This is a genomic window from Pseudomonas sp. 382 (genome assembly GCF_002759075.1).
In the GTDB taxonomy this organism is placed as follows: domain Bacteria; phylum Pseudomonadota; class Gammaproteobacteria; order Pseudomonadales; family Pseudomonadaceae; genus Aquipseudomonas; species Aquipseudomonas vlassakiae.
The window spans coordinates 38,511-64,127 of record NZ_PEMX01000026.1 but is presented as its reverse complement, the minus strand read 5'-3'; the positions used below and the strand labels follow the sequence as shown (position 1 = coordinate 64,127).

General features: G+C 61.6%; 36 protein-coding genes and 1 pseudogene. 13 read left to right on the top strand and 24 right to left on the bottom strand.

Going from position 1 to position 25,617, the window contains the following annotated elements; genetic code table 11:
• The 24 genes from CQW31_RS23150 to CQW31_RS23040 form a co-directional block, all read right to left on the bottom strand.
• Positions 1-2,325, bottom strand: coding sequence for a hypothetical protein (locus CQW31_RS23150; protein ID WP_099815500.1), 2,325 nt, complete (start codon positions 2,323-2,325; stop codon positions 1-3).
• A complete protein-coding gene (locus CQW31_RS23145) occupies positions 2,322-2,957 on the bottom strand; it encodes a hypothetical protein (RefSeq protein WP_099815499.1) in 636 nt (211 codons plus the stop codon). The genes CQW31_RS23150 and CQW31_RS23145 overlap by 4 nt, the downstream gene beginning before the upstream one ends.
• A 59-nt stretch (positions 2,958-3,016) precedes the next feature.
• Entirely contained in the window at positions 3,017-3,358 is a 342-nt protein-coding gene (locus CQW31_RS23140; RefSeq protein ID WP_099815498.1) for a hypothetical protein, read from the bottom strand.
• Positions 3,351-3,743 (bottom strand): Bbp16 family capsid cement protein, encoded by a 393-nt coding sequence (locus tag CQW31_RS23135; RefSeq protein ID WP_099815497.1) that lies wholly within the window; start codon positions 3,741-3,743, stop codon positions 3,351-3,353. The genes CQW31_RS23140 and CQW31_RS23135 overlap by 8 nt, the downstream gene beginning before the upstream one ends.
• Positions 3,744-3,753: 10 nt before the next feature.
• Entirely contained in the window at positions 3,754-4,749 is a 996-nt protein-coding gene (locus CQW31_RS23130; protein WP_099815496.1) for a major capsid protein, read from the bottom strand.
• 16 nt (positions 4,750-4,765) lie between these two features.
• Positions 4,766-5,386, bottom strand: coding sequence for a peptidase (locus CQW31_RS23125; RefSeq protein WP_099815495.1), 621 nt, complete (start codon positions 5,384-5,386; stop codon positions 4,766-4,768).
• Entirely contained in the window at positions 5,383-5,697 is a 315-nt protein-coding gene (locus CQW31_RS23120; RefSeq protein ID WP_099815494.1) for a hypothetical protein, read from the bottom strand. The genes CQW31_RS23125 and CQW31_RS23120 overlap by 4 nt, the downstream gene beginning before the upstream one ends.
• Positions 5,698-7,386, bottom strand: coding sequence for a portal protein (locus CQW31_RS23115; protein WP_099815493.1), 1,689 nt, complete (start codon positions 7,384-7,386; stop codon positions 5,698-5,700). It abuts the gene before it with no gap.
• 2 nt (positions 7,387-7,388) lie between these two features.
• The gene (locus CQW31_RS23110; RefSeq protein ID WP_099815492.1) at positions 7,389-7,652 is read right to left on the bottom strand and encodes a hypothetical protein; all 264 of its coding nucleotides are present in this window, start codon (positions 7,650-7,652) and stop codon (positions 7,389-7,391) included.
• Positions 7,653-7,663: 11 nt separating this feature from the next.
• Positions 7,664-9,121 carry a terminase large subunit domain-containing protein gene (locus CQW31_RS23105; protein WP_256587428.1) on the bottom strand — a complete coding sequence of 486 codons (1,458 nt, stop codon included), beginning with the start codon at positions 9,119-9,121 and terminating at the stop codon, positions 7,664-7,666.
• Positions 9,081-9,701, bottom strand: a complete 621-nt coding sequence (locus tag CQW31_RS23100) for a hypothetical protein (RefSeq protein WP_099815491.1) — start codon at positions 9,699-9,701, stop codon at positions 9,081-9,083. The genes CQW31_RS23105 and CQW31_RS23100 overlap by 41 nt, the downstream gene beginning before the upstream one ends.
• Before the next feature lie 3 nt (positions 9,702-9,704).
• The gene (locus CQW31_RS23095) at positions 9,705-9,947 is read right to left on the bottom strand and encodes a hypothetical protein (protein ID WP_099815490.1); all 243 of its coding nucleotides are present in this window, start codon (positions 9,945-9,947) and stop codon (positions 9,705-9,707) included.
• Positions 9,944-10,396, bottom strand: coding sequence for a lysis system i-spanin subunit Rz (locus tag CQW31_RS23090; RefSeq protein ID WP_099815489.1), 453 nt, complete (start codon positions 10,394-10,396; stop codon positions 9,944-9,946). The genes CQW31_RS23095 and CQW31_RS23090 overlap by 4 nt, the downstream gene beginning before the upstream one ends.
• Positions 10,393-10,905: a glycoside hydrolase family protein gene (locus tag CQW31_RS23085; RefSeq protein ID WP_099815488.1), complete on the bottom strand. Its 513-nt coding sequence runs from the start codon at positions 10,903-10,905 to the stop codon at positions 10,393-10,395. The genes CQW31_RS23090 and CQW31_RS23085 overlap by 4 nt, the downstream gene beginning before the upstream one ends.
• A complete protein-coding gene (locus CQW31_RS23080) occupies positions 10,892-11,179 on the bottom strand; it encodes a holin (protein ID WP_099815487.1) in 288 nt (95 codons plus the stop codon). Before CQW31_RS23080 ends, CQW31_RS23085 begins: the two co-directional genes overlap by 14 nt.
• A 175-nt stretch (positions 11,180-11,354) precedes the next feature.
• Complete coding sequence (locus CQW31_RS23075; protein ID WP_099815486.1) at positions 11,355-11,753, bottom strand: hypothetical protein; 399 nt, start codon at positions 11,751-11,753, stop codon at positions 11,355-11,357.
• A gap of 146 nt (positions 11,754-11,899) precedes the next feature.
• Positions 11,900-12,568 carry a HEPN domain-containing protein gene (locus CQW31_RS23070; protein WP_099815485.1) on the bottom strand — a complete coding sequence of 223 codons (669 nt, stop codon included), beginning with the start codon at positions 12,566-12,568 and terminating at the stop codon, positions 11,900-11,902.
• A 37-nt stretch (positions 12,569-12,605) separates the two neighbouring features.
• The gene (locus tag CQW31_RS23065; RefSeq protein ID WP_099815484.1) at positions 12,606-13,214 is read right to left on the bottom strand and encodes a hypothetical protein; all 609 of its coding nucleotides are present in this window, start codon (positions 13,212-13,214) and stop codon (positions 12,606-12,608) included.
• Between the two features lie 64 nt (positions 13,215-13,278).
• Positions 13,279-13,719 carry a RusA family crossover junction endodeoxyribonuclease gene (locus CQW31_RS23060; RefSeq protein ID WP_099815483.1) on the bottom strand — a complete coding sequence of 147 codons (441 nt, stop codon included), beginning with the start codon at positions 13,717-13,719 and terminating at the stop codon, positions 13,279-13,281.
• Positions 13,712-14,089, bottom strand: coding sequence for a hypothetical protein (locus CQW31_RS23055; RefSeq protein ID WP_099815482.1), 378 nt, complete (start codon positions 14,087-14,089; stop codon positions 13,712-13,714). Before CQW31_RS23055 ends, CQW31_RS23060 begins: the two co-directional genes overlap by 8 nt.
• Positions 14,082-14,606: a hypothetical protein gene (locus CQW31_RS23050; protein ID WP_236192324.1), complete on the bottom strand. Its 525-nt coding sequence runs from the start codon at positions 14,604-14,606 to the stop codon at positions 14,082-14,084. Before CQW31_RS23050 ends, CQW31_RS23055 begins: the two co-directional genes overlap by 8 nt.
• Entirely contained in the window at positions 14,596-15,579 is a 984-nt protein-coding gene (locus tag CQW31_RS30990; protein ID WP_143524250.1) for a DnaT-like ssDNA-binding domain-containing protein, read from the bottom strand. The genes CQW31_RS23050 and CQW31_RS30990 overlap by 11 nt, the downstream gene beginning before the upstream one ends.
• A 3-nt stretch (positions 15,580-15,582) precedes the next feature.
• The gene (locus CQW31_RS23045) at positions 15,583-15,894 is read right to left on the bottom strand and encodes a CII family transcriptional regulator (RefSeq protein ID WP_099815481.1); all 312 of its coding nucleotides are present in this window, start codon (positions 15,892-15,894) and stop codon (positions 15,583-15,585) included.
• Between the two features lie 2 nt (positions 15,895-15,896).
• On the bottom strand, positions 15,897-16,136 hold the full coding sequence (locus tag CQW31_RS23040) for a helix-turn-helix transcriptional regulator (protein WP_099815480.1): 240 nt from the start codon (positions 16,134-16,136) through the stop codon (positions 15,897-15,899).
• Here CQW31_RS23040 and CQW31_RS23035 point away from each other — a divergent pair.
• From CQW31_RS23035 to CQW31_RS22980, 13 genes and pseudogenes are all read left to right on the top strand, one after another.
• Complete coding sequence (locus CQW31_RS23035) at positions 16,115-16,891, top strand: LexA family transcriptional regulator (RefSeq protein ID WP_236192323.1); 777 nt, start codon at positions 16,115-16,117, stop codon at positions 16,889-16,891. The two genes, CQW31_RS23040 and CQW31_RS23035, sit on opposite strands and share 22 nt — an antisense overlap.
• 8 nt (positions 16,892-16,899) lie before the next feature.
• Positions 16,900-17,238 carry a Rap1a/Tai family immunity protein gene (locus CQW31_RS23030; protein ID WP_143524249.1) on the top strand — a complete coding sequence of 113 codons (339 nt, stop codon included), beginning with the start codon at positions 16,900-16,902 and terminating at the stop codon, positions 17,236-17,238.
• A gap of 386 nt (positions 17,239-17,624) precedes the next feature.
• Complete coding sequence (locus tag CQW31_RS23025; RefSeq protein ID WP_099815477.1) at positions 17,625-17,957, top strand: hypothetical protein; 333 nt, start codon at positions 17,625-17,627, stop codon at positions 17,955-17,957.
• A gap of 189 nt (positions 17,958-18,146) precedes the next feature.
• Positions 18,147-18,566 carry a hypothetical protein gene (locus CQW31_RS23020; RefSeq protein ID WP_099815476.1) on the top strand — a complete coding sequence of 140 codons (420 nt, stop codon included), beginning with the start codon at positions 18,147-18,149 and terminating at the stop codon, positions 18,564-18,566.
• Complete coding sequence (locus CQW31_RS23015; protein WP_099815475.1) at positions 18,563-18,766, top strand: hypothetical protein; 204 nt, start codon at positions 18,563-18,565, stop codon at positions 18,764-18,766. The genes CQW31_RS23020 and CQW31_RS23015 overlap by 4 nt, the downstream gene beginning before the upstream one ends.
• Positions 18,763-18,912 carry a hypothetical protein gene (locus CQW31_RS31375; RefSeq protein WP_176506149.1) on the top strand — a complete coding sequence of 50 codons (150 nt, stop codon included), beginning with the start codon at positions 18,763-18,765 and terminating at the stop codon, positions 18,910-18,912. Before CQW31_RS23015 ends, CQW31_RS31375 begins: the two co-directional genes overlap by 4 nt.
• Positions 18,909-19,259, top strand: a complete 351-nt coding sequence (locus tag CQW31_RS23010; protein ID WP_143524248.1) for a hypothetical protein — start codon at positions 18,909-18,911, stop codon at positions 19,257-19,259. Before CQW31_RS31375 ends, CQW31_RS23010 begins: the two co-directional genes overlap by 4 nt.
• A 122-nt stretch (positions 19,260-19,381) precedes the next feature.
• Entirely contained in the window at positions 19,382-20,143 is a 762-nt protein-coding gene (locus tag CQW31_RS23005; RefSeq protein WP_099815473.1) for a recombinase RecT, read from the top strand.
• Positions 20,130-21,779, top strand: a complete 1,650-nt coding sequence (locus CQW31_RS23000) for a YqaJ viral recombinase family protein (RefSeq protein WP_099815472.1) — start codon at positions 20,130-20,132, stop codon at positions 21,777-21,779. The genes CQW31_RS23005 and CQW31_RS23000 overlap by 14 nt, the downstream gene beginning before the upstream one ends.
• Positions 21,779-21,979 (top strand): hypothetical protein, encoded by a 201-nt coding sequence (locus CQW31_RS22995; protein ID WP_099815471.1) that lies wholly within the window; start codon positions 21,779-21,781, stop codon positions 21,977-21,979. The genes CQW31_RS23000 and CQW31_RS22995 overlap by 1 nt, the downstream gene beginning before the upstream one ends.
• 9 nt (positions 21,980-21,988) lie before the next feature.
• Positions 21,989-22,987 (top strand): DNA translocase FtsK, encoded by a 999-nt coding sequence (locus CQW31_RS31975; RefSeq protein ID WP_099815470.1) that lies wholly within the window; start codon positions 21,989-21,991, stop codon positions 22,985-22,987.
• A 91-nt stretch (positions 22,988-23,078) separates the two neighbouring features.
• Positions 23,079-24,872 (top strand): annotated as a pseudogene (locus CQW31_RS22985) (DNA cytosine methyltransferase).
• Positions 24,873-24,912: 40 nt separating this feature from the next.
• A complete protein-coding gene (locus CQW31_RS22980; protein WP_099815469.1) occupies positions 24,913-25,548 on the top strand; it encodes a hypothetical protein in 636 nt (211 codons plus the stop codon).
• Positions 25,549-25,617: the final 69 nt, after the last annotated feature.

Here is a 25,617-nt window from a genome sequence, read left to right as displayed (position 1 = left end):
TCAGCCACCCGACTGGACATTGGGCATAACCCCCAGAATGGTGAGCGGCAACGGGTCAGATTGGCGGATAAATAGGCGCCCGTAGTTATCCCACTGGCACTGGATCTCCATCTCCGCCCGGCCGGTCAGCAGCTCGATCGGCTCGCCATAGTCCTCGTCGGCGCGCTGTTTGAACTCGTCCAGGTGGTCGGCATCCGGACCGGCGAAGATGCCGCGGCTTTCCTGGCAGATCACCACCACCTGGTTGATACGTTTCTTGCTGCCCAGGAACGCCTGGTTGTTCTGCAGGGTGATGTCCAGGGTTTCGAAGTCGGCCGTGATCGGTAGGCCGATGTGCGCTACCAAGGTCGGGCTGTCCAGGGTGATGGCGCCACCGGTGACAACCTGCTGTGGGATCACGTTGCCATCGCCCAGGATGCTGACTGTCTTGCCTTCGAGATGACCAAGGCTGCTGACAACAGTTGCCGCTAGGCCCCAGCGGGTCGCGGATACCCCGCGCAGCGATTCAGGCACCACAGACTGCGGCTCAACGGTGACGACAGTTGGCGATGTGTAGCCGGTGATCTTCACCGTTAGCACTTCGCCAATTGAGTACTCATCACCACCGCCGTAAAGGATGACGCTGCGACCCACCATGCCAACATCGAAGGTAGCGGCGCCAACGGCCAGCGTCAGCAGGTTCGGATACATCCAGTCAGTGCCGCCGCTCAGCACGGCGCTACCGGTGCGCCTGCCATCGTAGGTCAGGCCGCAATCCACGAAAAAGGCCCGGTCAAACCAGTAGTCGCCGCTGCCGAACTTGGCCAGCTGCCGGGTAGCCATGCGCTCTATGTAGCGCTTGGTGGTGCCGTTGATGGTGCGTTTGACGATCAGGTACAGCGCGTCCTCGTCGCTCTCCGGGACCGAGGCCACCGACTCGACCTGACCTTCGGTGTCGTGCCAGTGCCAGGCGTAGACCTGCTGGTCTGGTAGGAAGGTGAAGCCCAGCAGCATGCCGTCGTTTCGGGCCATCCACAGGATGCCATTGGGCTGCAGGGTGAAGGCCATGTCTTGGACTGTGAAACCGCGCAGCAGGTGCGACGACAGCACGCTCACATCCTGGGGCTGGAAGCCGTCCGAGACGTAGTTGTAGGCCAGCGTCGACAGCTTGCCGCCACGGGCCTGGATGTACAGCGCCGTGTTGGCGTAGATCGCCGGCGGCACGTCGCTGGTGCCGAAATAGCTCTGCTCGATCGCCGAGACGTTGGCAGCGGTGACTCCTGAATCGGTCGACCCGGTGATGGCGATCTCGGCGCCGGAGGTCATGGCCAGTAGCTCGCGCAGCGACACCAAGTGGCGGATCTGGTTGACCTGGCGGCTGGCGATGACGAATTCGATGCCGTCGTCGTCCTTGTTCGGGTCGGAGTAACCGAAGTTGTGGAAGTCGCCAGTGCGTGACATCCAGACCGTCTGCGGGTTGGCCTTACTGGCCGCGAACACCATGCGCTGCTGGTAATAGCCCACCACCGAAGGGTTGTTGCCATCGGCGAACGGGTTGTACGCGATGGGTACCGTGTTATCGGTTTCTGGCGTGATATTGATGTCGGTGAACGTCGTGCCTGCTGACTGGCCGATGAAGCCGAACACCCCGGAAGACTTGTTCTTGTAGATGTTGTAGTGGTCAGCGCCGGCTGATGCCGTCCAGCTCAGGGTTGCCCCGGGCTTGTTGTCGAAGCTGTTCACCGTGGCGGTGTTGCTGGCATTCGACTCGACCGACCCCTCTGAAATGCTGCTGACGGCGGTCACCTTGTACTGATACTCGGTGGTGTCGCCAGAACCGCCGGAGCGCGACGACGCAGCCAGCCCCGTGGGAGCGGCAATGCTTGGCTCGAACACGATGGACGTGAGCGTCCAGTTGGTCGGACCCAGGCGCGACAGCTCACGGGGCGGATGGTCTGGATGGACGATGGTCAGCACGTCGGCCGACTGAGTGAACTTCAGGGCTGCCAGCTGTGCCGCGGTATACGGCGAGGCAATTTCATAAGGCGTAGTACCGACCACAACCTGCCCGCCCATGCTGATGAAGCGGATGTACAGGTTGCCGAACTCCAAGATGTACGTCTGTTCGGTCGAATACTGGAATGGGATCAGCCTGGATTTGGCTGCACTGTTTTTGGTTTCAACGATGAACTTGGTGCCGGAGCGGTTCTGTGCCCCGCCCTCGGGCAGCACCTGATAGTTGCGGCAGGTCTTGAGCGCGGTGTAATAACGCCCCAGATCAACCCGGGCGTAGGTGGCTGGCGAAACCTCGCCAGCGCTGAAGGACGGCTGGATAACTTCAGTCATGCCCCGCGCCCCGTGATGAAGGTGGATTCGCGCTGGTACTGGGTTGTGCCTTCGTTGAGCGCAGTGGCAGCGGCCTCCAGCACGGTGGCTTTGTACTGGGCGTAGCAGGCGCTGGCGATGCCGGCGTCCTTGGCCAACGGCCCTGCGATCTCACCGGCCAGATACCAGGCCAGAGCCGACACGAAGATCGGGTCGAACAGCTCCGGAGACGTTACCTTGAGCGTGTATTCCAGGGTGGCCGGGCTCACGCTGGTGCTGATCAGGCGTTGGCTGGACCCGTTGACCACGCGGAACGGGATGCGCGGCAGCTCAGGCATATAGCACTCAAAGCCGGCTGGGATGGCGCCCTGTGGCCAGCCAGGGTTAACGATTCGGCGCACGCGCATGCAGTCATTCGGCACGGCGTATGCGTATTGGAAATCAGGGTTCGGGTTGTCGGCCACTTCGGCGAGCTGGGCGAAGGCAGTGGCGAAGCCCCAGTCACAGTCGGCACGCAGCACAAAATCACGGCTGCTCTCGTAGAACTGCTTGCAGATCCGGGCCGGCTGGCTGTTCTCTTCCAGGTCATCAATGCGGGTGCCGTTGCCGATGCGGAAGATCGCCATGTTACAGATGTCGATTACCGAACTCATGAAAAGCTGACTCCATGAAAAAGGGCCCCGAAGGGCCCTTGATAGATGCTGGCGCTGGATCAGGTATTGCTCTGGCCGCCGCTGGTGTCGGCTGGTTTAACCAGTGGCTCGCCACCCGCAATCAGTCGATCGGCCTCGGCCTGCGCTTCTTCCTTGCTGGCGCCAATGAACTCGCCAACCTTCTCGCCAGACGCGTCAACAACGATCCAGCGGCCACCACCGTTGTGCTTTGGCGCGAAGGCAGCAGTCGTATTGCTCTGGCCGCCGCTGGTGTCGGCTGGAGGATCCAGCAGTTCAAGGTTGGAGCCTGGCGAGTCGATCATCAGCGAGACGACCGCACCAACTTCCAGCAGCGCGCCGTTGATGAAAGAGCGCTCAGTGACGCGATAGCGATTAACCATTGGTCTGTACCCCTGCGACGATGCCGGCAGTGACCTTGCCAGTAGTTGGCGCGGTACCGGTAACGGTGTAGTTCATGCGCAGATAACGCTCGGTCTTCTGCGGCAGTGTGATGATCGGCGTCTGGTAGCCAGCCTTCAGGTCAGCCAGCGGCACCACCACCGAAAACAGGCTGCGCGGCGAGCTGAACGCCGAGTTGTCGTCAGCCTGCATCTCGATGGTCAGACTGGTCAGGGTGTTGAACGCCTCGACCACCTGGATGCACAGCGGGATATCGCCGGCGCGCCCCACGTCTTTCTGGTCGCCACGGTCGATGATGTCGGTCGAAGTCGACGAGGCGGTGATCGCCTGGGCGTTCGACATGAGCAGCTTCTTGTCGAAAAGCATGATGATCTCCTTAAACCACGCGGGATTCGGTGTTGAGCAGTTCGTCGCAGCGCTTGATCGGAATGCCAAGCAGCTCCGGGATCTTGCGGCCGGCGTACTCGCCCAGGGTGAGGTTGACGTTCTTCGAGTTCATCGCCTGCAGGTGCAGGAAGGTCTGGATGGTGCGGTTGGCGTAGATCACGGTCTTGCCTTCACCCTGCATGGGGTTATCCAGCAGGTAGTAGGCCTTGATCATGTTCTCGATCAGCTTGGCACCGGTCGCCGCGTCCGAGGTCAAGGTGGTGACATCGATGTTCGCCACGCGGGCGTTTGCGCGCCAGTCACGAACCGACATACCGATGTCCCACTTGAAGTGGTCGCGATAGGCCTGGAACTCGCCGCCTACGTCGTCCTTGACGGTGTCTTCACCCAGGTTGCGGTGCTGGAAGCCGGCCACGCTACCCTTCGGATACAGCAGATGGGTGGTCAGCTCGCCCCAGGTCACGAACCAGATCGAGGTGTTGGTGGAGCCAGTGCCACCAGCATCAACGATGTTGCGACCCGATTCTGCGGCCAGCGAGTTGTAGCGCGGGGTCAGGCCCAGGAAGGCCTGCGGCTCGGTCTGCGAGTTGCCGTAGAACATGTAGCGGGAGGCTTTGTTGTTGAAGCCTTGCAGCTTGCCCAGGTTCTCGGAGGCACGGAACGCGTCGGCGTTGCCGGACAGGTCAGCCAGCGCTTTGTCTACCAGGCCGTAGTCTTCCATCATGCCGGTGGTGTCCAGCACCGGGACGGTGGTCGATTTGCTTGGCTGGACGCCCTGGTTGAACATGCGCCAGGTCGGCTCAGGGATACCCGAGCGCATGGTAGTCTTGTGCTTGGAGCCGTCGTTGCACTCCATGTACTCGGCGTCCATGAGAATGTCGTTCTGCTTTGCCATCAGCTCGACGATCTTCATGATCTTCTTGGTGCTGTCTTCCCGGCTGAACTTGTCGATCAGCGTGGGCATGGTAGAGGTGAGGATTGCCACTTGTTACTCCTTGGCCTTACTTGAAGGCATCAACGATGGTCATTTCGGCTTTCGGCACTTCGGTGGTGGTGCGGTGCAGCTTGCCCTCGCCCAGCTCTTTGCCTGCCTTGTGGAACATACGAACCACTTCGGGGTGTGATCCCAGGCCAGATTCCGCGAGGAAGGCGGAAAGCTCAGGGGATCCGAAGTCGGTAAGGAACTGCTGCGCTACCGCGACGTTGGCGTCGAAGTTGGCGCCGCCGAACACGGCGTCACTGCGCAGAGCGGTTTCCCATTCGCCGACCTGCTTGTTGCGGAACTCGACGGCCTGCTGCTGGCTGGCCTCTTGGGCTGCCAGGGATCGCTGGGCGTCGAACGCGACGAGCTTGTCGGCTTGTTCCTGGGTCAGACCCAGCTCCTTCAGCACTGGCGAGAATGCGGCCAGCTGCTCTTCGCTGATGGAGTAGCCTTCGGGCAAGCTGGAGAAGGCGTAGGCTTCCGGCGGCGCAGGCTTGGCGGCCTGCTCTTGCTGTTGCTGCTGGGCTTGCTGCTGGCCCTGCTCCGTGGCAGCGGGCTGCTGCTCGGTGGTCACGGCCTGAGACGTCGCACTCTCGGTCCCGCTTGCGGTAGTGGTGGCGGTATCGACTGCATCGATCATGGGGAAACCTCATCGGGTTTAGGTGTGTTTTCCCGCACCATGAGCAGGTACTGCTCAGGGCACAGGTCTCGAAGTTCGTCTGAGAGCTGGCGGCCAACCTCGTACATACCGAGGTAGTAGTTCTGCCGGCCGCCGTGGGTGTCAAAGAGGGTTGAACGGGCCTCGAAGCGAGAGTCCACAAGCTGCTTCCAGGCAATGCGACGACCGCGCTGGTCGCCCATCAGCCACTGGATGTCATCGCGGCGGCGCCTTTTCTTCAGGCGCTCCGCTTCCTCCTGCTGTTGCTGCAGGATTTCGTCGTCGTCGAACATTTAGGCTCCGAGGATCTGGCCGAGCGCGTTGTCGCCCGTGATCTGGGTTTCGGACAGGAGCTTGGCGGCCTGCACCCCATTGGCCAGGGCCTGCTGAGCTTCGGCTGCTTGCTGATGCTGGGCGCGCTGCTCGCGGATGGCGGCGACCTCTTCGTCGCCGCGGATGACGGTAGGCACGACACCGATGGCCTCGCCGTATTCGTCCACCCACTGGTCGGCATCGAACTTGTCGCGTACTTCGGGAAACGCTGCCGACAGGTTGCCGATGGTGGAGGCGATGCGCTCCAAGCCGGTGACAGCCGAGGCTTTCTGCGCTTGGGCCAGGATCGAGATGTAATCCGCCTCGACCACGGTGTTGCCGATCTCTTCTGGCGGCTCAGGTAGCAGCGGCTCCCCTTCGACGATCCCGGCCCAGATAGGCATCGACTGGCGCAGCATGATGCCGAACACGCGCTCGATGATTGGGTCCAGGCCTTCGTAGTCGACGCGCTCAACCACAGGGCCGAGCATGGCCATCTTCTCTTCGCGCCGGGCGTTGATCTCGGTCGCGGTCCTGACGTCATCCATCTGGCTGATCATCAGGAACAGGTCGGTGTAGAAGGAGCGCCTGATTCGGGCCTCATGGCGGGCGATCTTGGCCTCGATCGCGGCAAGCCACTGAGCGCTCGGCTCGTAGATCGGCGCCATCTGGTTCTGGCCGCCAACCTGGTCAACGTAGGTGATCGAGCCGGGCGTTGTTGAGCTTGGCTGTCCGCGCAGGCTTGCAGGCGCCTGCATGGCTGGGTTCGCCCCAGTCTCTACCAGGCGGGCCGAGTTGCGCTCGTACAGCTGCAAGGCCTTGATGTCTCCAAGGCAGCGGCGGCCTGGGCCAGTACCGTAGCAATCGCCAGGCAGTGCATCCCACCGCATAACGGCTACCGGGAATTCATGGAAACCCTTCTGTTCAAGCACCTTCTCAGATGGCGCTGCCTTCTCCCACACCAGGCCAATGAACGGCAGCTTCTTGCTTACCTTTGACCCGGGCACGTGATCGGCGTTGGGCTCGACCATCTGCACGCAATCGAACCACTGGTCCTGTTGCGAATTATCCAGAGCGCTCTTGGCCTGGTTGCTCAGATTCTCCCTGCCGAACCGCTCAGCCATCTGCGCCGCGGTCAGCTGAAACTCACGGTAGAAGGTGTTGCACTTGCCGTCGGCGCCGTTTGCAACGTAGTACTCGCCGGCGGTGAACACCTCGCAGCGAATGCCCGTGCGCGGGTCAGCGTCAATCCAGATTGCGCCAGTGCCGAACACGCCCATTTCCAGGTACGAAACGTGCTGGCAGTTGTAGTAGTTGGAGCGCAGCAGCACATCGCGCATGCGCTCAGAGGCTTCAAACAGCCAGTCTTTGACCGGGCCGAACTCCATCGCCTGCTTGTTCTGCACCACCAGGTTGAACCATGGGCGCGAGCGCGAGGTGAGGCCCGACATCATGCCGGCAGCGAGTGCACCGCTGTCCTCGGTCGCCTCGTTATTGATGATCTTGCCGTTACGCCTGTCACCCTTGTTGGACTGCTTATCACCCAGTAGGCGTGAGCGCATCGGCTGAATGAAGTCGGACAGCTCTCGCCAGTTCGTCTCCCACGACGTGCGCTCGTTGTTGAGCATGCCGAGCCGCTTCTCGGCCCTCTGGCGCAGAGTGTCGGCCATGGTCACTGCCCCAGCAGGGTCTTGGTGGCGGTCGGCGCTGCAGCGGCGCTTGCCCCGCCCAAGATGGTCGAGGTGAGACCGGCGGCCTTGGCCCGGCGGCGCTTGTCAGCGGCGTTGCCCTCGGCGTCCGCAGTGGACACGTCGTTGTTTTTCACCTCGTCTGCCGTGGTGGTGCTGGTCTTCGGCGTGTCGAAGGAATCGCCGAGCACAGCATTGCTCAGGCCCAGGGTGGCAACATTGGCCACGCTCTTGACTGCTCCGCCCATGGGAAATGTCCTCAGTTGAATGGGTCGTAATGTGATTGATGGGTGCCGTGCGTGACCGGCCTGCACTGGAACCGCTGACGCGCAAAGCGGCGCATCATGTAGGCGTACCGCGACGCCGACAGGATGTCGTCTTGAAGCTTGACGATCCGGCCCTTCTCGTCGCGGTGGTAGTTCATCTTCTCTTCGAAGAAGCTGCTGAGGTGGCTGAACACCTTCCAGCGCCCGGTCGTCATGCGCTCGTACATTTGGACGATGCCGGCCTCAACGCCTACGCCGCCCTCTGGCCAGGTGGCGTGCTCGGGAAGCATGTTCCAGCCGGCATCGACATAGGCCTTCTTCTGCTCGTCGCCCGAGGACTTCTCGGACTGCAGGCCGTCGCTTGGCCAGGCCGTGGGAACGTGCTGGGCCCAGGATTTGACCGAGCCCCAAGCGGTGACTGGGGTGACCTTCGACTGCTTCCAGGCATGGGCGACATAGACAATGTCCGCCTCCATGTCGATCCACAGCTGCACATGGGCCTGTGGGTGATCCCAACCAAAGTCGCAACCGTTGATGACCCAGAAGTGGTCAGGGCACGGGAACGGCGCGCACTTGATGTCGTCGTCGCTGAAATCGAAGATCAGGCCGGTGCCGAGCAATGGTTCGCCTCTGGTTCGCATATCGCGCTGCCAGGCCGGGTAAGCGGCAAGCAACTCGCGGCGCGTCTTTTCCGATAGGTGCGGCGCGTCATCCCAGGTGGCGCGCTGCATGTACTGGCCTTCGCCCGGGTCATCCATGAACTTGACGACCAGCTCGGTTCGCCCGTTCTCAGGCGTGAAGGTCAGAATTCCCCGCCCACCTCGACCGCGGTCGCCCGTGGCTGTCCGGGTGATGACCTGCGGGTAGATCTCTTTGTCTTCGGGCTCTTCGTCGATGTGATACCAGTCGACGCTGTCGCCCATGATTGCGTGCTGGCCCTGGCTGTAGGACCAGAACTGCACCGTGGCGATATCGCCGGTTGCGTGCCGAACCCTGACCTCGCGCATTGCCCCGGTTGTAGCCGTCGCTGATCGCCAGTCAACGATCCGATCAGCTGGAATCAGACCGCCAGTCCACTTGCCGGCCTCCAAACGTCCGAACAGCGGTGTTTGCAGCAAGTCCCTGGTCTTCTCCATGGAGAACCCCAGCAACCAGCACAGCGGTGCTGTTTCGAAGCGGTGGCCATCCCAGTCATCCGGGTAGTCACCCAACAGGTGCACTGCGTCGATCGTCAACCCGGTGCGGGTCTTACCCACCCGGTTCGCCGCCATGAGCATGCATGACGAAAACTCGGCGGTAGCCCGAACGAACTTGAGCTGCCATTCGTAGAGCGATTCAAACTGCAGCAGGTATTGCCGTTGCGCATCTCTTCGCGCCTTCTCCTCCAGCAGAGCGAGCAGTTCGAGCTTGTCAGCCCGCGACGCCCTGGAGTTTGGCAATTCGGCGATCAAGTTCTTCTTCCGTCAGTTTGCTGCGGTCATCGACCGGCTGCTCTTCGTCGATGCTGTACGCCTGACGCTCCAGGCCGATCAGCACCTTGAGCGTGTCGCCCAGGTCTTTCAGGGTCTTGGTTCGACTTGGCAGTGCAATAACCTTGTGATACGCATCACTCAGCCTAGTGTCTTCTGGGTTGTGCAGAATCTCGCCGAGCTCTTCGAACAACTGCTTGTTGTCCGTCATGCCTTCAAGCTCTTCCAGCAGGCTGTTGGCCAGCTTGCGATAGCGCCCGATGTCAGTCCGGTGGCTGATGCGGACATTGGCGATGACCTGCGCATTCGCCTCAACGATCCCGCGCTCGGTTGCCAGCGTTTCTTTGGAAACCTCGGTGGAAACCTCGGCTTTGGAAACCAGCGCGTCAGCCTTGGCCTGGATCTTTGCCTTGAGGTTTCGATCCCACCCATTCGCCTTGGCGCGCTTGTTGATCGCGGTATGGGACACACCACCAGCAGCTGCTATCTCCCGCACGGAAAGAACGCCAGCACGATACTGCTGCTCGATACGCTCCCAGTCTGGCGCGGTCTTCTCGATCATGGCTTATTCACCGGTAGCGGCCGGGGCTACAACCTCGCCGCTGGTGGTGGATTCGCTGGCTTCAGCTCCGGTGGTGGATTCCACGACCACTGCTTGCTGCTGACGCATCCATGAGAACTTGGGGAAGATCGCCACGACGACGCCGGCCGACGCGTACAGGGTCAGACCGTTGGAGTCGAGAACGTGGGTGACAGCCTCGATGCGGTGCACCACGCCATCAGGATCTTTCACTTGGTACTGGGTCATTGCACTGCTCCTTGGCAGGCCGTGCGAACGTAGTCCTGCAGGGCGTTCAGTTGGCGGATGGCGTCGTCACCGTCGTTGGCGATGGCGACAATTCGTTCAGCAGCCGCTGGGTCAAGTTCGGCTCGCGCTTCTGCATGGTCCAGGCCGGTGGCGGTGGCGGGTCCTGCGGCGCAGCTGGTGGCGAGGACTGACAGCCGGCGCTTGCCAGCAGCGACATCAGCACGAAGGCTGGCATTGGTCTGGTTCGCACGTTCGCGCTCCTGGGTGTGTTCGGTGTCGAGCTGGGCCAGCAGACGCTGGGTGTTCTTGCGCGACTCAATGGAGGCTTCCAGCTCTTCGATACGCGACGATTTGGCGTCACGCTCTGTCGTGACATGGTCAAGCCGCCAAAACGCCAGGATCGTAACGAGAGAAAGCCCAGCGATGGCTGCAAGCAGGTACTTGGTCATCGCTGTGCCTTCATGCACTTGGCATGACGATCGAGCTGGCGCTGCCAGACGCCCCAGCAGCGCTTGTTGCCCGGGGTGGAGCAGTCGTAGCCGGCGGCAAACTTGTACTTGAGCAGGTCGTTGCAGGCCTGGACGTAGTTGCCAGCCAGCAGGTCGCGGCGCGGGGAGCCTGCGCGCCAGGTGCCGATCCCGTACTGGCCAACAAAGTCCATGTACAGGTCGAACTCTTCCTGATGCAGCTTCACGCCAGGCAGGCTGGCGGCAAACTGCTTCTCGGCCTGGCTGTTCAGGTTGCGAGCCAGCACCTCGGCGCGCTGGCGGGTGATGGTGTCGCCTATCTTGACTGGCCTGCCGTCTTCCCACCTGGTGGATCCATGCCCAATGGTTGGAACGTCGCCCTTCGTGGGGATCACGGCCACGTCGGTGAAGCCTTCGTTGGCCTGCCATGCGGCGAAGCCTGCGGCGCTAATGCTCAGCAGGTAGACGGCTATGCGCTTACGGCCGCTCAACTTCGACGCGCTCACGGTAGAAGGCGATGCGGGCGGCGCTCTCGGCAGCCTCTCGCAGCTCGCGGGATTGGCGGTCAGCGATGTCGCGCTGCTCCTGGCGCCAACGGAACCAGGTGTTCACCAGGAAGCCAAGGGCAGCGATCAACACGCCAGAGACACCAATCCAGTTCACCTGGGTGAGCCAGCCGGCAACGCCAGTGGTGGCGCCGACGAGCATGCCCTTATTCGCCACGGAGGCGCCTACAGCTTCGATGATGCCTTCCGGTTTCGACATGGGGTTTCTCCTACCTGGGGCATTCATGGGGCCTCCAGAAACGCGAAACCCCGCTCGGTGGCGGGGTCTGAGGATGGTTTAGCAGGCAACAAAAAACCCGCTCAGTGGCGGGCTTCTTTGGTTTGGGTGCTGCTTGTCACAGTGGGGAAATCATGCCGAAACCCGCACAGTTCTGTCAAGCGAGACTGAATTGCCCAACTGAGTGACCAATTACGGCGGTCAACTCGCCACGCCACAACCCCTTCAACCCAACCTCCGCCATGCCATTGGAAGTGAGCAACTTGGCCTGCTTCAGGTGGATATGGGTGATTGGCATCTTGCCATCTAGCTCACGGAGCTGGTCGAACATACCCCGGAACGCTTCGCCTTGTCCGTTGAACCCATCAGCCAAACCTTCTGAGATCCCGTCAAGGAACTCCATTTCTGAGATCAACACACCGCTGATCAATCCTGCTGCCGTGGTTATGGTTACCCCCAGGCCTCCGTTTCCTTTTCCAGCAGTGGCAATCCAAGTCCTGAGCAGCCAATCGCCCACTGGGGCTTTCTCTTGGCTTTGGGCATTATCTTCGCTCACATCACACTCCTTCGTTATGCCGTCATGGCGATGCGATATTACAGCCCGTAGCCGCGAGAACAAAGTTCCTACGCCGTCTCGTGCTCCTCGCTCAGAACGCGCTCAACTGGGATCAAGAACAAGCCGTCGATGACTGCACATCTCTGTCAAGCCTGTACCCAAGGCGCAACCCCAGTTGCCTGATGTAAATGTTCAGCGACCTTGGCCTCGGTCCGATAAACAATCGAAATCACATGGCTCAGGTATTGGAAGCCGAGTGATTTGGCCACATTCCCTTCATCGCGAATGCGGTGAGCGATGTTGCCCCGGACCGTAATGAAGTCATCCAGTTTTTCTTCAGCTCTTGCAGGCGACATTTTCTTCCACTTCCAGCTGTTGCTTATCTTGGGGATACCAAGAAGCTCTGAGAAAAGGTCATTTACCTGGCCAGTCTTCGGAGTGTTAAATCCGCCTAACCACCTTGTCATCACCGCATCCCGGTGCAGCGCCAGAACTTCTCTCCAGCCTTGATCAGCGATATCCCAAAGTTTGCTCGGGTCTTTTTGCTTGTGAATCTCAGATACCGCAAAATTTTTGACCTTCGATGGGATGGCGGTCGAATCGGCTGCGTTCGCTAGCAGAAAATCGAAAGCCTCCCGCGCTAGGTCCTCAACGTATGACTCCCAACAGGCTGTCACGAAGACGACAACAGATCTGTTAAGCACCTCGACACCGTACTTTCTTCCCGGACCCTGACCGGCATAATCCTCATGTATCTGCCAGAGTTGCTCGATATCGTCTTGGTTGGTTTGAAAGCTAATCAGGGCGTTTGACATCTTCGGTCCTTGCTTGATGTGTTTTTGACATCATACATCAAGCCGCTTCTCTCTCTTCACTCAGCACACGACCAACTGGCCGCAGACACATGCCATCGATGATCCCGGCCTGATCGAACATCATCTGCACCAACCATCCCCATTGCCTGGCCCAGTTGCGGCTGTCTAGCTCAACGCCATGGTTATCGGCCAGCCAGCGCCGGAAGACCCATGGGTCAGCCATAGGGTCAGGGTTGGCGCCCATGCCGCCCTGCACCATGTGCCGATAGCGGACCAGGACGCCGCGGACGACCCAGTATTCGCGGCTGTACAGGAGGCAGGTGCGCTTCTCACCGCGCTCCTTCAAGGCCATGTGCACGTAGCTGGCCAGCAGCTCGACCGCTGACTCTTCCCAGTTGTTCGACACCTCGGTGCTGATCACCGGGGCGTACAGGTGGTGACCGAACACCTGGAACCTTGGATGCAGGCTGGCGATGGCATGCTGTATGCGCCCCGCCAGCGCCATGTGGGCACACTTGGCCGTGTTCTCCCAGCGCTCGGGCCGGGTTTCGTTTGCCACGTAGCCGCGCTTGGCCAGCTTCGCCCCCTCCAGGCCGTGGTGCATGACGCTGTCCCAGGGCGTGTAGTAGGCGTCGTGCCACGCCAAACGAGCGCTTCCAAGTCTCATACTGCCCCCTTGCGTAGTTCCGCGTAGATCGTTGTGTTACGGGTCAAGCTGCACTCTCCAGAGGCACGATGCGCACGTGCACGCCAGGCACTTCGCCGTAGCGTTTGCGCACGAATGCGTCGACCACTTGCACGTCGTCTTTCCAGACCACGCCGTTGAGGCCGTCGTAAATCGCCTTGATGACGTTGTCCATGTCGGGCTTCTTGGTCGGGAACAGCTCGCCGGCAACGGCCATGGCCTTCCGCTTTTTCGACATGGATTGAGGGATGGCCAGGACAATGCGCATCTCGACCATCACGGCGCCCTCCAGCAGCATGCGGCCTGCCATGGCTTCGGTACCGGCCAGGGCAATAAGCCCCTCATAGCTGGCGGTCTTCTGCGGCGTGAACATGCGGGCATGGCCGCCGACGCGACCAATACGTGGCCTGCCCTTCCCCACGGGTTCGCCTGGTACCAGGAACTGAACTGGCTTCAGCTCATCCATTGGCCACCTCCCCAGCAGCACGCTTGGCCTTCTCGATCAGCCGGCCCACGACGAACACCAGCGTATGACGCACAGGCCCCGGCACGTCCTTCGGATCGATCTTGGTATTGGCCAAGAACCACTTCACCGCCCGGAAGTACTGCGACTTCTGGCGGCGAGCGATCGATACGTCACGGGCTAGGGCTAGGCATTGCCCATGCTTCTCGTCGTGGGCGGTCTTGAAGCCCCACCAGGCGGACTGGATCATCGCGTCGACGTAAGCGCCGTCCTCGAAACGCAGGTTTGGCTCGTTGGCGCCGGCTTGCTCGTACAGGTTGAGCAGTTTTGCCTCGAAATCTCCGCGTACCGGATGTTGATTGTCGTCATGCATGGCGCTCTCTCCGAATGCCGAGCTTGGCCAGCAGCAGCGCACGTGCTGCCTTGCCATCTGTGGGGATGTTCTGTGCGGTGACCAGGTCGCGGGCTTCCTGATGGGAGCGAGCCAGCTGGGCCTTCATGCCGCTGTCGTGCTCGATGCCCTGGGCGATTCGGCCGTCGAGGGGCTGTGCGTTCTGGGCGCGGCGCTGGACGATGGCGTAGTTGCGCTCAAACCGCTGGCGCAGGCTCTTGTCGCTGTGCTTGGCCGATCTCAGGTCGAACGTGCCGGTGGCTTCTGCTGCGACCTTCACCGCTTCGTGGCTGTACTTGCCCATCAGGGCCTCGGTCCACGCTTGATCGATGGTTGGAAGGCCTTGCACATGCAGGCACATCGCACGGAAAACGTTCGCCGGCGGTGGCCAGTCGAATTCGGTTGCACGGTCCAGCAGCTGCTGCAGGCCGCTTGCGAGCTGACGGCCAGTGAGGCCGCCCAGGATCTTCGCCCAGCTGTGTTCTTGATCAGCTGACACGCCAAAATTCGCCGTCCAGCGGTGGCCGTACATCTCGGTCATCTTCAGCCACAGGCTGTCCAGCAGTTGCTGCGGCAGCTTCGGCCTGTCGTCGATCGGCGATTGCGTTGCGGACCTGGTCGACAGCGGAATTACTTTGGCTTCGGTATCCACTGCCTTGAGCACCAGCGCCTTTACGCCCGGTGCGGTGTTGATTGGCTTCTGCTTGGGGAGTTCGCGGGTGTCCATTGGCCTTGCCCTCGCTGTTGGCGGCGTACTGGAGTTGTTTTTTCAGGTAGTCGACCAGTTGGTATTCCCACTGGGCTTGGGATTGCTCTTTCTCTGGCCTGACGGACCAGTACGAGCAGAAGGCGGCCAGGCGCTCCGCGGTGAGCTCTGCCACCGGCACGGCGTTCTTGAAGGCGATGGCCTTGAAGGTTTTGGGGTTGGGGCCCCAGTCATCGAGCGGCATGGCGAAGTAGCCCGCGCGCGAGAAACAGTGAATAGGATTAACGGATATCGGAGGTAGGTTGCTGATCAGCGATTCGGCTGATTCTGATGTGGTTGCTGATCCGTTGTTGTCATCGCTAGAGGCCGCGTATTCCGTGGGTTCTGGCGTTCCATCTATTGGTTGTTGATATGGTTGCTGATCTGGTTGTTCATCGGTTGCTGATCGTTTGGACGCACCATCCCAGTCCGCGTGTGGCAGCTGGAAAACCAAGGGTCCAATGGGGGTTACAGCACCGATGTTGATCAAGCGATCAACCAGCGAGCGCACCTTTTGCCTGGTAGGGGATCCAGACTCGTGCCGCCCGCGCGTGGGAGCAATATACAGCTCTTCACGGAACATTTGCTCGCTCAATCGGCGAACGACACCAGATACACCGGTCCGGTAGTCCATAAACCGGCGGATGGCGCAGTACAGCTTGAACACGTCAGCTGGCTCATCGGCCAGCGCGCTCCACTCTGCGTCATTGATCTGGAAGGCGGGCATGCCCTATTCCTCGTCGTACAGCTGATCGACGTGCTGCACATGCTCCATCCAGCGTTTGGCCTGGTGGAGGATGGCTTCGATGTCGCTCTGGTTGAAGCAGCGCATCTCGGTCGGGACGATTTTCAGGTCAAGCACGGCGAGGATTTCGCTGAACTGCTGGAACTTCTCCGGCTTCATGCGGCTGATCGTCGCCTCATCGCAACCGACTGCAACTGCAACCGGCCCGTTTCCTACGGACGCAAGTCGCTGCATGAGGACGGCCATGTTCTTGCGTGCCCTTACGAGCTGATCCTGGCTCAATTGGGTCGTCGACATGATCAAGCCGCCACTTCATCAGTCCCGGCGAAACGCTCCGGGTACAAGATGTGGATCTCGGTCAAGTCGCCTTCAAACACCTGAACCAGCTTTTCAGCCAGGGCGGTGGAGGCCTTCTGCGCGCCGCGCTCGATACGGGAGAGGTTTCCCGAGTCAACGCGGTCGCCCAGGGCAGCCAGGCGGGCCGTTACATCGGCCAGCGTCCAGCTGCGGGAGAGTCGTGCTCGTTTCAACGGGGACATGGCATCTGCCTTCTGTAGGGATTGGTTCCGGCATCAGTTTGCGCATCACGCAAATAAAGCGCAAGAACAATTTGCGCATTGCGCTTTGCGCGTTACGCATCAGGACAGAAGAATTCACCGCCATGGAAATCGGACAGATCATCAGAAAGACGCGGAAGGCCAAGGGCTGGACGCTTGAAGAACTCGCCAACCGGATCGGGACTGATGCCGGTAACGTGTCGCGCCTGGAGCGCGGCCTGCAGGGTGCAAGCAAGGAACTGCTGGCCAAGGTACTGAAAGAGCTGGAGATCAGCTTGAGCCCATCGGGCCAGCTGGACGAAGGGACGAACATCGCCTCCACCCTGCAACCCACACGGAAACACAAGGAGTATCCGTTGATCAGCTGGGTGCAGGCCGGCGACCTCACAGAGTCGCCAAGCAACCTGGGGACAGACTACGAGTGGTTCCCCTCCCCCGAAAACGCTACCGATATCGGCTTTTGGCTCAAGGTCCAGGGTGACTCGATGACTTGCCTGGGCAACCCCAGTTTCCCCGCCGGCTCGCTGATCCTGGTCAGGCCCGAGGCTGACGTGATCAATGGCAAGTACTACGTTGTGGAAATGCTCGACAGCGGCGAGAAAACCTTCAAGCAGTACGTCGAAGACGCCGGCATCAAGTACCTACGCCCGCTCAATCCGGGCTATCGTACTATCGAGATCGACGGCAACTGCCGATTCATTGGGCGTGTGATCGATGCCAAGATGACGGGGCTCTAGGGATGGACATGATCAAGAAAATCGCAGCCTGTGCGGGCCTATCAATCGCGGCACTATCGCAGCCGGCATGGTCGATTACCGGTAACGATCTAATCGGCTGGATTCCTGATTACGAGCGTGCGACGAAGTCCACCTTTAACAGCGGTATGTTTTTGGGCTACACCGCAGGGGTTGCTGAAGCAACTGTAGGAGTATTGTTCTGTCCGCCGCCCGAGGTCACCAACGGACAGAACGCAGCGATCGTTGCCAAGTGGCTACGACAGAATCCAGAGCGCTGGGCCGAGCCTGCCTCCAATCTGGTAATCACTGCACTCCAAAAGGCCTACCCAAAATGTAAAGACGCCTGACGCGCCTATTACGCCCTCTTCCGAACAATCCCGCTATCGAGCGGGATTTTTTTTGCCCATTCACTCTGTTTTGCGCTTGACGCAAATAGAAATTTGCGCATAATGCAAACCATGACTTGCGCACTACGCAAAATTTGCGCAGGTCATGGCAGCGAGCCGGAGCCTATCCGGTACAGGGGAAGCCTCACCCCGGGTGCGCAGCGTCGAGCACCGCATAAATGAGAGCCGACAGCACGCAGCGTGGTCGGCTGTTGGGCCCAAAGGGCCCCCGAACCAAGTCATCGCCCAGTCCGCAGGTGGCGTGTAACAGCGGCCCAGCTCCACGGAACATTTCACTTCTGCACCTGGTGACGGGTGCAGCGGGAAATCGACCGAGGATCATCCACATGAACACCAACTACACCGTCATCCGCCCGGATGGCACCGAACTGAACTTGCACATGGACCTGCCGGCAGCGCCCACGCTGCAAACGCTGCGCAGCCTGATCGTGCCTCACCTCGACGGCGGCGACCTCGAGCAGGTCGGCGTGCTGCACAACGGCAAGGGCACCGACATGTTCGTCGATGAGGAAGGCCTGCTGAAGCGCTTACCGCGCAATGACAAGGCCACGGACATCTACCGCGCCCACTACCTCAAGCAGAACCCGGGCGTTGAGCCCGAGCAGCTTGGATTCATCGCTGGCACCGCGGTCATCTTCGATCGCCGCGTCTGGTTCTGATTTCCCTGACAGCCGGAACAAACGGCCCGGTGCACCTGGTTCCCCCATCGCCAGGCTGCATCGGACTGGGTTCGGATGAGCTGCAAGCAAACAGCGGGGTGGCCACCTCGACGCGGATTACCGGTCGATTGCCCAGCCTTCACGACCCCAGACCGATGCAGAACCAACACACCCAATAAGGAGACCGACATGGGCGCACTTCGCAAAGCACAGTACCTGTACGACAACGCTGAGCCTGCGCCGGATGACGGCCAGGCCGAGGCAGAACGCGTCTGGATCGAGAATATGACGGAGCAGCTGCTGGCCGGCGCCGACGCGACGTTCAAAATCGGCGACATGGCCTTCGGCATCACCTTTGAACGCTTTGCCCAGGCCGTCGACGAGCATGCCATGGGCGAACTGGGGCGCGATGACTGCAGCCAGACGGTGCTGGGCCGGCTGATGCTGGCAGCCCTGAGCAAGCTGCCCAGTGATGCCAAGGCGGCGGCCGTCGAGATCATGGCGGTGCCTGATCCCCAGCAGCTTCTGGTGCAGCTGGCCCGCGACCTGCTGGCGCCGTTCGCTCTGCCAGGCACTCAGGCTGCAGCCGAAGAGGCCCGCGAGCCATGACCCCGCACACCATCGCAGTCAGCGCAATTGAGGGAGCCATCGAAACGATGCTGCTCCCCAGCGCTGGCCCGGTCGAAGACGCCAAGGCTGAAACCCTGGTGGTGGCCTACTTCTCGCTGCAGGCCATCGATTCCGACGAATTCAAACACTACTGCGAACGCATCCGGCGCATTGCCGAACGCCGCAAGGAGGCCGCATGACCAGCAAATGCCGGGGCGTCATCGCCCCCACCTTCCCGCTCATCGTCGAAGCCCTGCACCGTCAGGGCTTTTTTCTGTTCCGCGACTTGCCACTGGGCACCACGATCCGCTTCCGCGGCGAGATGGTGGTTGTGAGGTTTCCATGAGCAATTCACTTCCTGCCGTAGGATCCACTGTCCGCATCGTGAAGATTGGCTTACCGATATGGCCCGATGCCGAGCAGTTCATCGGCGCCGACTGCACGCTCTGCGCGGTCTTCATGACCGGTGACACACGTATGGTCGCCGTTGAACACCAGGCCTATGGCATTTGCTGTTGTTTTCAGGCTGCCATGGTCCGCACGCCAGAGCAGGCCGAGGCTGAACGCCTTGAAGCCGAGATGCAGGCCATGATCGACGTAGTGCTTGTCACCCCGATGATTACCCCAACCCAAGCCCGGTATGTGGTTGATCGCTTGCAGAAAGCCGGCTACGGCAAGTTGCCAATGCCATGACCCAAGCCCAACGCCGGCGGCGCCACCTGATCTGGCGCGGCGCCCTCAATTCACTCCTTGGCTGGACCGGTTGGCTTGTGCTGATCGGGCTGGCTGATGCCATCACCCGATAGGAACCCGCCATGAGCGATCTCGCCATCAAGCCAACGTTCAGCCTTGCGCCGCAAAACATCGAAGAGGCGCTGAAATTCTCCGACTACCTGTCCAAGTCGACCATCGTGCCGAAGGACTTCGCCAACAACCCCGGCAACATCCTGGTTGCCATTCAGTGGGGCATGGAGCTGGGCCTGCAGCCCATGCAAGCCATGCAGAACATCGCGGTTATCAATGGGCGCCCAGCGCTCTGGGGTGACGCGGTAATCGCCCTGGTCCGGTCCTCGCCGCTCTGTGAGTACATCTACGAGACGGACGATGGCGAAACGGCCACCTGCCGCGTCAAGCGTCGCGGCGAAGAAGAGCAGTTCCGCACCTTCAGCCAGACCGAAGCCAAGGCGGCCGGCCTGGCCAGCAAGCAAGGCCCCTGGACGCAGTATCCCAAGCGCATGCGCCAGCTGCGCGCCCGGGCCTTCGCGCTGCGCGACGTGTTTCCCGACGTGCTGCGCGGCATGCCGATGGCCGAAGAACTGCAGGACATGCCGACTGAGCGCGAGCTGAACCAGGCGCACGTGCGCAAGGCCGACGAGCCGAAGCAGCTGCCGGCCTACCCGGACAGCAAGCTCGACGAAAGCAGTGAGCAGTGGCGCGGTTTGATCGCTGCCGGCCGCACAAGCCCTGATCACCTGATCAAGACCATCAGCAGCAAATACGTCATCACCGAAGCGCAGATCGAGCGTATTCACGCCTTGGCTGCCATTGAGGGAGAAGCCACCGATGCAAGTGCATAACGTCCAACAAGGCACGCCAGAGTGGCACGCCCTTCGCTCCAGCTACTTCACCGCTTCGGAGGCGCCCGCAATGATGGGCGCCTCGAAGTATCAGACCCGCAACGACCTGCTGGCGTTGAAGAAGACCGGCATCGTGCCGGAGGTGACTCCCCAGCAGCAGGCCATCTTCGACCGTGGCCACGTCACCGAAGAGCTTGCCCGCCCCCTGGTCGAGGAAATGCTGGGCGAAGAGCTGTACCCCATCGTCGGCACCAGCGGGAACCTGCTGGCCTCGATGGACGGGGCAACGATGCTCGGCGACACCCTCTTCGAGCACAAGCTGTGGAACGCCACCCTTGCTGCCGCAGTGATCGCTGGCGAGCTGGAGCCGCATTACTACTGGCAGCTGGAACAGCAGTTGCTGGTCAGTGGCGCTGAGCGCGTCATCTTTGTCTGCTCGGACGGCACCCGCGACAACTTCGTGCACATGGAATACCGTCCGGTGGCCGGGCGCCGCGAGCAACTGGTTGCTGGCTGGGCCCAGTTCGAGGAAGACCTGGGCGCCTTCGAGGTCAAGGAATCCAAGGTCGAGGTAATCGGCGCTGCGCCTGACCAACTGCCAGCCCTGCGCATCGAGGTGACCGGCATGGTCACCGCCAGCAATCTGGACGCCTTCAAGGCGCATGCGCTGGAGGTGTTCAGCAACATCAACACCGAGCTCAAGACCGACCAGGACTTCGCGGACGCCGAGAAAACCGTGAAGTGGTGCGGCGATGTCGAAGACCGCCTCAAGGCAGCCAAAGAGCACGCTCTCAGCCAGACCGAGAGCATCGACGCCCTGTTCAAGGCCATCGACGACATCGCCGCCGAGGCCCGCCGCAAGCGCCTGGAACTCGACAAGCTGGTCAAGTCCCGCAAGGACAGCATCCGCACCGAGATCGTCATGGACGCGGCCAAGGCCCTGCAGGCGCACATCGACCAGATCGACGCCACCTTGGGCGGCAAGATCCGCATGCCGAAGGTGCACGCGAACTTCGCCGAGGCCATCAAGGGCAAGCGCACCATCGACAGCCTGAACGAGTCGGCCGACGCCGAGCTGGCCCGGGCGAAGATCGAAGCCAGCCGCATCGGCGACCTGATCCGCCTCAACCTGGCGAGCCTCAACGAACTGGCGGCCAACCACAAGTTCCTGTTCCACGACGCGCAGGACCTGGTGCAGAAGGACAACGATGCGCTGGTGGCACTGGTCAAGGTCCGCATCAACGACCACGAGCAGGCCGAGCAGCAGAAGCGCGATGCCGAGCAGGCGTGCCAGCAAGCTCAACAGCAGGAACAGGTTCAGCAGGCGCTGCCGCGGGACGATGAGAAGCCTTTGCAGCAGGTCGCCCAAGCTGACCCAGCACCAGCAGTCACGCCGATCACTACCGCACCGGCAGCGGCCCAGCCGGCAGCCGACGCTGGCCAGCGCATCAAGCTGGGCGACATCAGCGCCCGCCTGGGCTTCACCCTCACCGCCGACTTCCTGGCTTCGCTGGGCTTCGAGGCGGTTGCGCAGGAACGCTCGGCCAAGCTGTACCGCGCCAGCGACTTCGAATCCATTTGCACCGCACTTATCCACCACATCCAGGGCGTTCGCCTCTCGAAGGCAGCTGCGTAATGGCCGCCCAGACCGTGGAGGAACTGTACGACCGGGTCGAGGAATTCACCTCGCTGCTCGCCGCCGCGGATCTCCACGCGTCGGGCGCCTGGGAACAAGAGTTCGTCGAAAACCTGCGGGCCAGCTTCAAGCGCTATGGCCCCCGCACTCACCTGACCTTTTCCCAGCAGAAGAAGCTGGAAGAGATCGCCAAGTACTGAGGAACACCAATGAAAGCTGAACACAAAGAGTTCATCGACCGCGCCTACCTGCACGGCGTTTCGCCGATGGTCCTGGCGCACGAGCTGATGGTGCACGACCTGGTCGAAGCGGCGCTGTTCGAACTGCGCAATATCAAGATGCCGTTCACCCGCCTGGGTGAAGACGACCAGCAGGAAGTGATCGACCGCATCACCGAGAAGGCCAGCGACGTTGTGCGCTCAGCCGTGAGCATCATTGCCGCTCGAGGCGCCACTACCATCGAACTGACCATGAAAGAGGTCAAGTTTGATGCCAAGAAGCTGACTGCTACCGGGATCATCGACGCCAAGGCGCCAAACCGGAAAGAGCTGATCGACAGCGCCGGCCATCTCTGCCTGCTGGTGATGGCGCCGGATGACTACCACGAGGGCACTGACTTCGTGAAGCCGGAGCGCGACCAGCATGAGCTGCCGCTAAGCGCATCGGAGATTATCGCCGGTGCTGGTCTGGACAGGCAGCAAGAGGAAGAAGAGCAGCCAGACGGACCTGACCCGCTCTATCAGGAAGCAATCATCTTCGTGCGAGAAACCCGTCGCGCTACGACCTCGGCGATCCAGCGCCACTTGAAGATCGGTTACAACCGGGCGACCCGGATGATCGAAAAGATGGAGGCCGAAGGCGTGGTTACCCCCATTGATTCCAACGGTGGCCGCGAGGTGATCACCAAGGCCGAGCAGCACCCGGTCGACAAGATCCTCGACGAGGGCAGCGCCGGTAGCACCGCTCTGGGCAAGGAGTTCGGCGACTTCGACTACGACGACGCCAAGCAGCTGATCGTGCTCAAGGCCAACGGCAAGGCGTTCAAGGCCCACTGGGTGCAGAGCCGCCTGGCGGTGAGCAGCGATCAGGCAACCACCCTGCTGCTGCGCCTGCTCGATGACCAGGTCATTGCCGTGGAAACCGAAGGCGAATCGGCCCTCGACCATAGCTACAAGGTCACCGCCACCCTGGAAGAAGTAGTCGTCTAACCCACCACAGCAACAGCCACAGGGCGCCTTCGGGCGCCCTTTTTCATGCCTGCGCCGGCCCAGCTGGCGCCACCTCTTCAAGGACGGCAGCATGCTGATCAAGAAAAAACTGACACACTTCCACTTCTGCTGCGGCCTGGGCGGCGGCGCTAAGGGTTTCAACAAGGCCAAGCCAATCGTCGGCAACATGCAGGCCGAGTGGGAATGCATTGGCGGCGTGGACGTTGACCCGGCTGGCCTGGCCGACTTCGAGCGGTTGAGCGGCGTCAAAGGCACGCTGATCGATCTGTTCACCCGCGACCAATACATCCGCTTCCACGGCAAAGAGCCGCCACCAGGCTGGCGTGAAGCAACTCCGGAGGATATCCGGCGCGCCGCCGGCGGCCGCCGTCCTCATGCAGTGTTCATCAGCTCCCCATGCAAGGGTGCCAGCGGGCTGCTGTCCGAAAGCATGAGCATGACTCCGAAGTACCAGGCCTTGAACGAGTTGACGCTGCGCTGCATCTGGCTGTTCGGCGAGGCCTGGAAGGATGATCCGGTACCGCTGCTGGTGTTCGAGAACGTCCCCCGCCTGGCCAGCCGCGGCCGGCACTTGCTGGACCAGATCGGCGCACTGCTCAGCCACTTCGGCTACGCGGTCGCCGAAACCACCCACGACTGCGGCGTCATTGGCGGCCTGGCCCAGAGCCGCAAGCGCTTCCTCCTGGTTGCCCGCCACGTCGAGAAGGTGCCGCCGTTCCTGTACGAGCCTGAGAAGAAGAGCCTGCGTGCTGTTGGCGACATCCTCGGCCGCATGCCACTGGCCGGCGATATCGAACTGGCCGGCCCAATGCACAGGGTGCCAGCCCTGCAGTGGAAGACCTGGGTTCGCCTGGCCCTGGTCGAGGCCGGCAAGGACTGGCGCAGCTTGAACGACCTGGCGATCGAGGACGGATACCTGCGCGATCTGATCATTGTCCCGCAGTTCCGCGATGGCTTCCTTGGTGTGCATGACTGGCAAGAGGCAGCCGGCACCGTGGCGGCACGCAGCGGACCAACCAACGGCAAGTTCTCGGTGGCTGATCCCCGCGCCAAGGCTGGTGCCCTGCAGTACCAGCAATACGGTGTTCGGCGTTGGCAGGACACCAGCGGCGCGGTGATCGGCGTCAAGAGCCCAGGACAAGGCACATTCAGCGTTGCGGACCCGCGTCCGAGCGGCGTTCGGCACAACAACGTGTACCGCATCGTGAAGATGGACACCCACGCGGGCGTGGTAACGGGCGGGCAGTCCCCGAGCGCCGGCGGCCAGTGTATTGCAGACCCGCGCCGGGCGGGCCAGGGCTTCGGCAAATACCTAGTCACCCCCTACACCAGCTCGGCCGGCACCGTCATTGCAGGCAGCACTACTGGCCAAGGCGCCTTCGCTGTTCAGGACCCGCGCCCAGGCATGCGACGCAGCAAGGGCGATGCCTACCTTACCGGCGGACATTAAGGCGTGGTGCCATGGAATGGCCAGGCCGGCGCCGTTTCCGCCAGCGCCATGCACGACAACGGGCGTTGGAGCATCGCCGACCCTCGCCTGCCCGAGGCCAATGACCGGCTTACCTGCGTAATCGAATCGCTCGACGGCACCTGGCACCGCCCCTTCACCACCCTGGAGCTGGCCGCCCTGCAAAGCCTGGTCGAGCCCGAGGAACAGCTGGAGCTCGACGGCCTGAGCGATCAGGCCTGGCGCGAACGCATCGGCAACGCGGTGCCGCCGGCAGCCGCGGAAGCCATCGCCCACGTGATGGGCACCACCTTGCTCCTGGCCGCCCAGGGCGAAACCTTCATGCTCAGCAGCATGCCGATCTGGGTTCGCCCGGTTGCGGTGGGGTTGAGCGTTTCCCAGGTCAGCAACGCCTGACGATGCCGCGCCGGGCAGCCGGCGCTTTCCGGAGCCAACCATGAAGACCAAACCACCATTGGCCGAGCGCGCAGTTGCCGCGCTTGCCCGCTACGAGCGCGCAGCCGGCGAACTGGGCGCTATCAAGAAAGGGATCGTCGCTCACCTGGAGAAGTGCCCGATCACCATTGAGGCCTATCAAGGAAGCAGCATCCATGGCGAGTACCGGCATCAAAGCCAAGAGGACCACGACCGGCTGTGGGATGGGTCTCGTGTTCGCCATCACCTGCACCAGGTTCTGAAGATGAAAACCACTGACGGCGGCGACTGGGACAGGGAGCGCGGCTTGCATGACTACGAGATCAAAGACGAGTTGCGCGGCCTCAGCTTCGAAGATGGAGATCCGTACAAGTGCGAGCACTGCCTTGCCGCCTGGATGCTGATCGAGCGCCGGAAGCTGGTGCGCCAGGAGTTGGGACACGCCAAGCGCTTGGTCCGGGCCCTAGGCAAGATTGCCATTCAGGCAGAGCCTGCTGAGCCAGAGCGGTCCTGTGCTGCCAGGGAATGCCAGCAGCCCCGCACCGACGGGACGATGTTCTGCGGCGAGCACCGGTCGGTGAAAGACCGCAGGCCCCAGCGCGCCATCACCAACGAGCAGCTGGCTCACATGATGCAGCGGGACGGGTATCAGCAATGACCGCCCTCCGCCGCAAGACCGTTATCCGCGGCTGCCCCATGCAGCCGCTAGACCTGCCGGCCCGCTGCG

Excerpts from the sequence above, each read along its gene's own strand:
- CQW31_RS31975 (WP_099815470.1), top strand. The coding sequence starts at position 21,989 with ATGAAAGCTGAACACAAAGAGTTCATCGACCGCGCCTACCTGCACGGC.
- CQW31_RS23150 (WP_099815500.1), bottom strand. The coding sequence starts at position 2,325 with ATGACTGAAGTTATCCAGCCGTCCTTCAGCGCTGGCGAGGTTTCGCCA.
- CQW31_RS23090 (WP_099815489.1), bottom strand. The coding sequence starts at position 10,396 with ATGACCAAGTACCTGCTTGCAGCCATCGCTGGGCTTTCTCTCGTTACG.
- CQW31_RS23030 (WP_143524249.1), top strand. The coding sequence starts at position 16,900 with ATGATCAAGAAAATCGCAGCCTGTGCGGGCCTATCAATCGCGGCACTA.
- CQW31_RS23045 (WP_099815481.1), bottom strand. The coding sequence starts at position 15,894 with ATGTCGACGACCCAATTGAGCCAGGATCAGCTCGTAAGGGCACGCAAG.
- CQW31_RS30990 (WP_143524250.1), bottom strand. The coding sequence starts at position 15,579 with ATGCCCGCCTTCCAGATCAATGACGCAGAGTGGAGCGCGCTGGCCGAT.
- CQW31_RS23020 (WP_099815476.1), top strand. The coding sequence starts at position 18,147 with ATGGGCGCACTTCGCAAAGCACAGTACCTGTACGACAACGCTGAGCCT.
- CQW31_RS23115 (WP_099815493.1), bottom strand. The coding sequence starts at position 7,386 with ATGGCCGACACTCTGCGCCAGAGGGCCGAGAAGCGGCTCGGCATGCTC.
- CQW31_RS23120 (WP_099815494.1), bottom strand. The coding sequence starts at position 5,697 with ATGTTCGACGACGACGAAATCCTGCAGCAACAGCAGGAGGAAGCGGAG.
- CQW31_RS23060 (WP_099815483.1), bottom strand. The coding sequence starts at position 13,719 with ATGGATGAGCTGAAGCCAGTTCAGTTCCTGGTACCAGGCGAACCCGTG.
- CQW31_RS23095 (WP_099815490.1), bottom strand. The coding sequence starts at position 9,947 with ATGACCCAGTACCAAGTGAAAGATCCTGATGGCGTGGTGCACCGCATC.
- CQW31_RS23040 (WP_099815480.1), bottom strand. The coding sequence starts at position 16,136 with ATGTCCCCGTTGAAACGAGCACGACTCTCCCGCAGCTGGACGCTGGCC.
- CQW31_RS23140 (WP_099815498.1), bottom strand. The coding sequence starts at position 3,358 with ATGGTTAATCGCTATCGCGTCACTGAGCGCTCTTTCATCAACGGCGCG.
- CQW31_RS23000 (WP_099815472.1), top strand. The coding sequence starts at position 20,130 with ATGCAAGTGCATAACGTCCAACAAGGCACGCCAGAGTGGCACGCCCTT.
- CQW31_RS23010 (WP_143524248.1), top strand. The coding sequence starts at position 18,909 with ATGAGCAATTCACTTCCTGCCGTAGGATCCACTGTCCGCATCGTGAAG.
- CQW31_RS23100 (WP_099815491.1), bottom strand. The coding sequence starts at position 9,701 with ATGATCGAGAAGACCGCGCCAGACTGGGAGCGTATCGAGCAGCAGTAT.
- CQW31_RS23015 (WP_099815475.1), top strand. The coding sequence starts at position 18,563 with ATGACCCCGCACACCATCGCAGTCAGCGCAATTGAGGGAGCCATCGAA.
- CQW31_RS23070 (WP_099815485.1), bottom strand. The coding sequence starts at position 12,568 with ATGTCAAACGCCCTGATTAGCTTTCAAACCAACCAAGACGATATCGAG.
- CQW31_RS31375 (WP_176506149.1), top strand. The coding sequence starts at position 18,763 with ATGACCAGCAAATGCCGGGGCGTCATCGCCCCCACCTTCCCGCTCATC.
- CQW31_RS23125 (WP_099815495.1), bottom strand. The coding sequence starts at position 5,386 with ATGATCGATGCAGTCGATACCGCCACCACTACCGCAAGCGGGACCGAG.
- CQW31_RS22995 (WP_099815471.1), top strand. The coding sequence starts at position 21,779 with ATGGCCGCCCAGACCGTGGAGGAACTGTACGACCGGGTCGAGGAATTC.
- CQW31_RS23005 (WP_099815473.1), top strand. The coding sequence starts at position 19,382 with ATGAGCGATCTCGCCATCAAGCCAACGTTCAGCCTTGCGCCGCAAAAC.
- CQW31_RS23145 (WP_099815499.1), bottom strand. The coding sequence starts at position 2,957 with ATGAGTTCGGTAATCGACATCTGTAACATGGCGATCTTCCGCATCGGC.
- CQW31_RS22980 (WP_099815469.1), top strand. The coding sequence starts at position 24,913 with ATGAAGACCAAACCACCATTGGCCGAGCGCGCAGTTGCCGCGCTTGCC.
- CQW31_RS23110 (WP_099815492.1), bottom strand. The coding sequence starts at position 7,652 with ATGGGCGGAGCAGTCAAGAGCGTGGCCAATGTTGCCACCCTGGGCCTG.
- CQW31_RS23080 (WP_099815487.1), bottom strand. The coding sequence starts at position 11,179 with ATGTCGAAACCGGAAGGCATCATCGAAGCTGTAGGCGCCTCCGTGGCG.
- CQW31_RS23055 (WP_099815482.1), bottom strand. The coding sequence starts at position 14,089 with ATGCATGACGACAATCAACATCCGGTACGCGGAGATTTCGAGGCAAAA.
- CQW31_RS23025 (WP_099815477.1), top strand. The coding sequence starts at position 17,625 with ATGAACACCAACTACACCGTCATCCGCCCGGATGGCACCGAACTGAAC.
- CQW31_RS23135 (WP_099815497.1), bottom strand. The coding sequence starts at position 3,743 with ATGCTTTTCGACAAGAAGCTGCTCATGTCGAACGCCCAGGCGATCACC.